Below are 7,630 nucleotides of genomic sequence, written 5' to 3' on the forward strand. Positions count from 1 at the left end.
GCTGGTGCGGGCGGCGGAGCGGGCGCGGGGGCCGGGGGCGGGCGCGCCGCCGGGGGCGGGGACGGCGGGGGCGGGGAGGGGGCCGGGGACGGGGCGGTGCCGGGCGGGGCTGCCTGGGCCGAGGCCGCCGCCGGGGCGGGGTCGGGGGTCCGCCGGGCGGGCGGCTGCGGTTCCTCCTCCCACTGGAGGAAGCCCTGGCAGGAGCCGCAGAACGTCACTCCTGCGGTGTTGCGGTGGCCGCATTCCGGGCAGATCATGTCGCTTCACCAGACCCTTCCGCCCCGCCCTCGGGCAGGATCTCGATGTCGTGGCCGACGTGCGCGGGAACCTCCGCCTCGACCAGGCGCGCGAGCCGCACCCGGTCGACCGCGGCGGGGTCGGCCACCCGCAGGCGCACCGTCACCCACGGCCGCGCCGTGCCCGGCAGTGGCGCGGCGGGCGACTCGGACCAGGTGGCGGCCCCGCTCTCCTCGATCTCGGGTGCGGTCCCGGTCATCAGGAGGACCGCCTCGGCGAGCCCGGCGGCGGTGCCCCGCCGCTGGTGGCGGGCCACCGCCCCGGGGACGGCGGCGCGGCGCCGGCCGGCCGGGAGGTCCTGGTCCTCGGCCACCCACCCGGCCACCCAGGACAGGAAGTCCTCCGGCGCGGTGCGCGGGTCCAGGTGGGCGGGGAGGTTGTCCAGCACCAGCAGGACCGGGGCGAGGACCTCGTCGAGCCCGTCGAGGAAGCGCCGGAGGAAGTCGTGGTCCAGGTAGACGCCGGGCAGTTGGTGCAGCAGCGGGTGCGGGGTGGGCAGCCCGGGGACGGCTCCGCGCATCTCACGCCTCCCGCACTCTGAGCTGGTGCTCGTAGGAGAACACCAGGGCGTGCCGGTCGAGTTCGATCCTGGTGGCGGGCTCACCGCGCTGCCCGGTGAGGGGGTCGGCGGGGAACAGCCGCACGTCCTCCACCAGGTCCACTCCCGGCACCCGCTGGAGCACCGCGAAGATCTCCCCGGAGTGGACGGGGCGCCCGAACGGCCAGCCCTGGTTCGCCGGGCCGCCGGTCAGCGGGTTGACGTAGTGGTAGAGGGCGGCCAGGGCCTCGGAGCGCAGCCGCTCCAGGACCGCGCCGCGCACGGCCTGCACGGAGGCGACGACGGTGACGCCCTGGTAGTACGGCGGCTCCACCACGAGCCGGGTGCCGATGGGGCGGCGCTCGTCCAGGTACTCGGCGATGGCGGCGAGCGTGTCCCGGGGCGGCAGCAGCTCCTCGAAGCGGATCCGCCCCCGCTCGTCGCCGCGTCCCGCGGGCACGACGAGCAGCCGCACCCCGCCCGCCTGCTCGGGGTCGTCGCCCGCGGGCACGCACGCCACCCGGGCCGCGTCCGGGGCCACCTCGCGGGCGAGCTGCTCGTAGTCGCGGGGGACGACGGCCCGGTGCAGGGTGCGCAGGGTCATGGGGCCGCGCACGCGGGCGGCGTCCACGGTCTCCCCGTCCACGCCGCCGAGCCCGGGGCGGCGGTTCTCCGCCGTGGCCACGAACGGCAGTGAGCTGCGCAGCACCCGCAGCGCGCCGCGGGCCACGTTGCCCCTGCGCCCGCCGCCGGTGCGGTAGGCGCGCACCCGCACCGGGGCGCCCTTGGGCGGCACGGCCCCGTGGTGGCGGACGCCGCCGTCGGCCGAGCGGACGGCGGGGCCGAAGTCGACGCGGCCGGAGTTCGGGTCCAGGACGATGTGCCGGTCGTCGGGGCCGGAGTGGGCGAAGTCGTCGACGCGCGTCCACTCCGCCCAGCCGGAGCCGTCGGCGACCTCCACCACGAACGGCGTCTCCCAGGGCACCACGGGCGGCCGGGCCACGGTGAACGACTGCCCGGGCACGCCTTCGGACAGGCCGAGCACCTCCTCGCCCACGGTCTCGGCGTGCACGGCCTCGACGGTGCCGCCGATGGTGAACGCGGTGATGCGGCGCACCGTCGGCGAGGCGAGGTAGCCGGGCTGGTCGGCGACGGCCTCCACCAGGCGGCAGCGCAGCCAGCCCGCGGAGCGCCGCGCCAGCACGGACGCGGTGTGGGTGCGCGGCAGGTGCAGGACGACGTCGCCCGCCTTGTTGAACCCGCCGGTCTCGTCCCGCTCCACCTCGCACGCCGCCCAGGCGCTGCCGTCCCACGCCTCCCACACCAGCGGCGGGCGGCGCGGGTCCACGCCGACGCCCTCGACCCGGCAGTCCAGCCGCAGCACGACCGCGCAGCCCGGCACCGCGTTGGACAGGCCGACGTGGAGGGCGTCGCCGGGGGTGGGCCGCGGGGCGAAGCAGGGGGTGTCGCGGCCGAGCGCCAGTTCCTCGGTGCGGTCCAGGGGGTCGCCGCCGGCGGGCCGGGTGGCGACCACGGCGAGGGAGCAGGGCAGGATGTCCAGGTCGCGGGCCGTGGTGAAGACGACCGCCTCCTCGGTCTCGGTGCGCACGGTGGCGACCTCGGTGCCCGCGTGCACCCGTACCGTCTCGGGCTGGGGCGCGGAGAGCCAGAAGGTGATGTCGGTGCGGGCGGCGGTCGGCGGGTACAGGCGCACCCCGATCAGGTCGAGGAAGGCCAGGTAGTTCTTCTCCGGGACCCGGTTGAGCCGGTACACCAGTTGGTCGACCATGGTGGCGAACGCCTCGATGAGGGTGACGCCGGGGTCGGAGACGTTGTGGTCGGTCCACTCCGGGCAGCGGCGCTGCACCAGGCGCTTGGCCTCGTCGACGAGGTCCTGGAAGCGGCGGTCGTCGAGGTTGGGGCTGGGCAGGGTCATGCGCCCTCCTCGTGCCGCTCGGGGTCGTGCTGGGGGATCACATAGAAGGGGAACACCAGGTTCCGCGGATCGTTGGCGCCGCGCGGCGAGTAGCGGATGTCGATGTAGAGCACGCCCTGGTCGGCTCCGTCGAACCTGACCTCGACGCCGTCCACCTCGATCCTGGGCTCCCACCGCTCCAGGGCGAGCCGCACCTCGTAGGCGAGCTGCCCGGCGGTGCCGGCGTCGGCGGGCGCGAACACGTAGTCGTTGACGGCGCACCCGAACTCGGGCCGCATGGGCCGCTCCCCGGGCGAGGTGGCCAGGATCAGCCGGATCGACTCCTCCAGCTCGCGCTCCCCCCGGACCAGGGCGATGCCGCCGGTGGCGTCGGTGCGGGGCGGGAACGCCCACCCGGCGCCGATGAACTGCTGGGGCACGCCGTCACCCCCCGATCTGCACGGTCGGGCAGCCGGAGAGGATCGGTGCGCCGCACGCCGAGCGGTCCCCGACCCGGGCCGCGGGCCTGCCCCCGATGTGGACGCTGGAGCTGCCCGGTGGGGCGATCACGGACGGGGGGTGCATGGCCGGTGAGGAGCAGACGTGGGGGGTGCCGACGGTGGCGGCGGGCTGCCCGCCGATCAGGACGGTGGGCACGCCCGGCGGGCCGACCACGCCCGGGTGGCCGGTGGCGTCGCCGACGCGGGCTGCTGGTGGCATGGGTGCCGCTCCTTCGCTCGTGCGGTGGTCAGTTGAGCTTCACCAGCGGGGCGCTGATGGAGCAGGTGCTGCCGCCCTTGATCTCGGTGCGGCCGGCGCCGTTGACGGTGACCTGGTTGCCCTTCACTTCCAGGGCGCCGCCGGTGACCACCGCGACCTGGCCGTTCCCGCCGTCCATCCGGATGCCCCTGCGCGCGGTGACCTGCACCGACTCGCCGGTCATCGCCAGCGGCCCCTGGCCGGCGTCCACGGTGACGCCGCGGCCCGCCGTGATGGTCACCTGCTGTGCGGCGTCGATCTCCACGGTGCCGTCGCTGTGCACGACGACGGTGGTGCCGCGGCGGTCGAGGTGGACGCGCAGCTTGCCGTCGCCGGTGGTCAGCCGGATGCCCTGCGGCCCGCCGGCGGTGTCGAGCAGTTCCACCTGGTCACCGCCGTGGAAGGCGGCGGCGCGGCGGTTGACGACGCCGCTGGCGCCGTCGACGAGGGCGGCGTCCTCGGCGGGCTTGGGCCTGTCCTTCCCGTTGTACAGGCCCGCCAGGACGTAGGGCCGTGCCAGGTGGCCCTGCTCGAAGCCGACCAGCACCTCGGAGCCGACCTCGGGGATGAACGCGTCGCCGCCGCTGGTGCCGCCGGGCTGGGCGGTGCGCGCCCAGTCGCTGGCGTAGGAGTCGGACAGCCACGGGAAGCGCACCTTGACGCGGCCGAGGCGCTCGGGGTCCTTGGTGTCGGTGACGGTCGCGTTGACCAGCCCGTAGCAGCGCGCCCCGGTCCCGTCCGCGCCCCCGGTCAGGGCGTGGACGGAGCGGTCCTGCTGGCCGGAGACGGTGACGTGCGTCTCGTAGCCGCGCAGGGCGTCGAACGTGTGCCGGGAGGCGGTGACGGTGTACCGGCCCTCGAACGGGGCGCCCACCCCGCTGAGCGCCACCGCGGTGCCCGCCCTGACCTCGGGGTTTCCCCGGACGACCGCCTCGACCTCGGCGAAGGAGCCGGCGATCCGCTCGGCCAGGGCCTTGGCGAGCTGGTCGGTCTGCGCCTGGTCGGCGCAGGCGGCGTCGGTGACGGTGAAGCCGGCCCGGCCGAACGGCGCGGTGACGCGCGCCGGGGTCAGGCCCAGCTCCAGGTTCGGCGCGGTGCCCGCGTCCACGCGGCTGACCAGGGCCCGTTTGGCGCGCATGTCCCAGCCGCGCACCTCGACCGTGGACACCTGCTCCGCGGCCGACACCCCGGCCCGGCAGCGCAGCAGGTTGCCGCCCATCTCCAGCACCAGGGGGCTGGCGGTGGCGCGGGTGGAGGTGCCGGGGGCGCCCGACGCGTCGGTGGGGCGCGTGACGTGCAGCAGGCCGTCCCGCACATAGGCCTGCGCCCCTGCTTCCTGGGCGAGTGTGCTGACGAACTCCCAGTCGGTGATGTTGGGTTGGGCGACGTGTTCGAGGACGGGCCCGGTGACGTCCACCTTTCCCGTCCGCAGCCCGGCCCGCCGGGCGACGCGGGCGCAGATGTCGGCGACGGTCATGTTCTGGTAGCTGTCGACGCGCCGGCCCCGGAACAGCCTGTGCGACTCGTCCGTGCCGCGCACCACGGTGAAGGTGCCGGTGTCGTCGATCTCCACCTCGAGCGCGGTGACGTTCCCGGTGATCAGGGGGCGCGGGCCCTGCCCGCCGTCCGCGAGCAGCCTGGCCTTCGCCCCGACGGTGATGCCCGCCCGCTCCAGCAGGGTGCGGCTGGGGTCGCGGAAGCGCAGCGAGAAGACGTCCGGGAGGGTGCGGCTGTCGTCCACCCAGCCCTCGACCAGGGTGTTCGCCAGGTCGGTCGGCAGCGGGGCGCCGCCGAACTCCACCGTCAGCGCCTTGGCGACGCTCTGCTCGGGCATCAGCGCGCCCCCGGGCCGCTGGGCGTCGCGTCGTTGTCCTCCGGCTCGTCCGGCGCGGGCAGCAGCAGCTCCTGCCCGTCCGTCAGCCGCATCGGGTCGTCGATGCCGTTGGCCCTGGCGATCGTCCGCCACGCCCCCGGGTCCCCGTACTCCCGCCAGGCCAGCGCGGGCAGGGTGTCGCCGGCGTGCACCCGGTGCACGCGGCGGGCGTGCAGCGCGCCCGAGGTGGGGTTCTGCCCCGGCGTCTCCCCCGCGATCTCCTCCATGCTGACCTGGCACACCGCCCGGATCGGCACGCCCGAGGTGGTGAACAGGGTGTACTTCACCTGCACCTGGCTGACGTAGCCGGGGAAGCCGGTGAGCCCGCCCCAGTGGAACACCACCCACGGCGGGGACGACCGCTGCCGCTGCCGGGTCTCGCTGGTGGGCACGCAGCACGCGAACAGCCGCTCCACCGACGTCACGACGCTGGTGTCCTGGGTGTCGCTGGCGTCGAAGAACATCTCCACGGTGAGCTTGCTGGGCTGCGGGCCCTGGTACTCGGGCGGGCCCGCGCTCCTGGCGCCCTTTGCGGGGGTGCGCTTCCAGGCGGCCGCCTTGGTGAGGCTGAGCTCCTTGGGGTTGAACTGGAAGTCGATCCGCCCGCAGGGCGCGCCCGGGGTCAGCCCGCCGCCGGGCGGCGGGGTGCGCAGCTCCAGGTAGGCGTGTTCCAGCTTGGGGCGCGGCCCGGCCGCCCCCGGGGCGGCCTTCGCCGCGCCGGCGGCGGTGAACGCGATGGGTCCGGCCATGGTCACGCCTCCATGACGTAGCCGTGGTGCGCGATCTCGATGGTCTCGGTGGCGACCTTGGGGGCCTCCGGGTTGAACGTGGGTCCCGTCCAGCGCACCGGCACCACCTCGAGCAGCCCCCAGCGGGCGACCATCTGCCCGTCGCCGGTCCGCGCCTCGATGTGCGCGGTCTTCCGGGTGAACCCGGTGGTCATGCTGGCGAACCACTTGGCCACCTTCTCGGTGTCCCGGGTCAGCGGGCGGGAGAGTTTGACGGTGGAGTACTTCAGCCGGGTGGGGAGCTGCCACAGGTGCCCGTTGTTGCCACCCTCCTCGCGCTGTTCGAGCACGACCTCGCAGCCGAGCCCTTCGCAGGTGTTGAACGAGCCCAGCTCGATGTCGTCGATGGTGACGACGAAGCAGACGCTGACCGCCGGGTCTTCGGGTGGGGCCATGGGGGCTCTCCTGTGTCGGTCTGGCGCGGTGTGTGTCGCGGGGTGCGGTCCCGTCGCGCGGCGCCGGGACCGGTGGGGCGGCGTGCGCGGGCGGCGGTGTCAGTGCCGGGTGCGGATCAGGGAGCCCGCGCGCTCGCGCTCCAGGCGCAGCTCGGCCCGGAGCAGCCAGCTGAGCCTGGGGAACAGGGCGCGGACGAGTTCGTCGGTGATGGCGTTCGGCTGCTGGTGCGGCGTGCCGTCGGGCGGTTCGGCGGGCGGGGCCGGGGCGGCTGCCGCCGGGGTGGCGGGGGGCGGTTCGGCGGGCGGGGGTTCGACGGGCCCGGGAGGCGGGTCCGGGGGTGGCGGCTCGTTCTGCCGCTGGACCGCGGGGGCGGGCGCGCCGGGGAGGTTGAACACCACGGAGCCGTCGGGCATGCGCTGGGCCACTCCGGCGCCGACGGCCGCCGCCCCGGCGTCCACGAACGGCCCGGACCAGGAGCGCGGCGGGGCGGCCGGGGCCGGGGGCGGCGGCATGGGGCGGCCGGGCGGGGAGGGTACTCGGGGCGGGGGCATCAGGGTGGGCGCGGGCCGCCCCGCCGCGGGGGCCGGGCCGGGGGCGGCGTCGCCGGTCCACCGCACGGGAACGGCGGCGGGCGGCGCGTCGCGGCCCTCGTCCCCGGAGTCCGTGCTCACCCACCGCGGCAGCGCACGCTGAGCGGTCAGCGGGCGCACGGCGCTGCCGGCGTCGGGCTCGGGGAGGAGCGGCATCGCGGGCGTGGCGGGGGACGCCTCGGGGGCGGGGGCTGCGGCGGGCCGCGCGGGCAGGGGCAGGCGCTGGAGGGGGGCGGGGGCGGGCGCGGCGGCGGGTGCGGGCGGGGCGGCGGGCCCGGACGGGGTGGTCCCGGACGTCGGCGCGGGGACGGCCGGCCCGGTGTCCGGGTGCGACGCGCGGGGCGGCGGGCGCAGGGAGGTCAGCGGGACAACGGGGGTGGTGGGCGGTTCCGGGTGGGGCGGCGGGGGCGCGGTGGGGGCGGGGATCGGGTGGATGGGCGTGGGGGTGGAGGAGGGTTGGGCGGGGATGCGTTG

7 protein-coding genes and 2 pseudogenes are annotated in these 7,630 nt (G+C 76.4%); all 9 read right to left on the reverse strand.

The window, feature by feature from the left end:
- Positions 1–257 (reverse strand): annotated as a pseudogene (locus tag ACYVO2_RS36930) (zinc ribbon domain-containing protein); the annotation flags it as partial.
- A complete protein-coding gene (locus tag ACYVO2_RS36935) occupies positions 254–817 on the reverse strand; it encodes a phage tail protein (RefSeq protein WP_461012509.1) in 564 nt (187 codons plus the stop codon). The pseudogene ACYVO2_RS36930 and the gene ACYVO2_RS36935, both read right to left, overlap by 4 nt.
- Before the next feature lies 1 nt (position 818).
- Entirely contained in the window at positions 819–2,771 is a 1,953-nt protein-coding gene (locus ACYVO2_RS36940; RefSeq protein WP_461012510.1) for a putative baseplate assembly protein, read from the reverse strand.
- Positions 2,768–3,190: a GPW/gp25 family protein gene (locus tag ACYVO2_RS36945; RefSeq protein WP_461012511.1), complete on the reverse strand. Its 423-nt coding sequence runs from the start codon at positions 3,188–3,190 to the stop codon at positions 2,768–2,770. Before ACYVO2_RS36945 ends, ACYVO2_RS36940 begins: the two co-directional genes overlap by 4 nt.
- Before the next feature lie 4 nt (positions 3,191–3,194).
- Positions 3,195–3,470: a PAAR domain-containing protein gene (locus ACYVO2_RS36950; RefSeq protein ID WP_461012512.1), complete on the reverse strand. Its 276-nt coding sequence runs from the start codon at positions 3,468–3,470 to the stop codon at positions 3,195–3,197.
- Positions 3,471–3,498: 28 nt separating this feature from the next.
- Positions 3,499–5,343 (reverse strand): VgrG-related protein, encoded by a 1,845-nt coding sequence (locus ACYVO2_RS36955; protein WP_461012513.1) that lies wholly within the window; start codon positions 5,341–5,343, stop codon positions 3,499–3,501.
- Positions 5,343–6,131 carry a CIS tube protein gene (locus ACYVO2_RS36960; RefSeq protein ID WP_461012514.1) on the reverse strand — a complete coding sequence of 263 codons (789 nt, stop codon included), beginning with the start codon at positions 6,129–6,131 and terminating at the stop codon, positions 5,343–5,345. The genes ACYVO2_RS36955 and ACYVO2_RS36960 overlap by 1 nt, the downstream gene beginning before the upstream one ends.
- Positions 6,132–6,133: 2 nt before the next feature.
- The gene (locus tag ACYVO2_RS36965) at positions 6,134–6,565 is read right to left on the reverse strand and encodes a phage tail protein (protein WP_461012515.1); all 432 of its coding nucleotides are present in this window, start codon (positions 6,563–6,565) and stop codon (positions 6,134–6,136) included.
- Positions 6,566–6,664: 99 nt separating this feature from the next.
- Positions 6,665–7,630, reverse strand: a pseudogene (locus ACYVO2_RS36970) (hypothetical protein); the annotation flags it as partial.

This window comes from Streptomyces capparidis, from assembly GCF_054782095.1.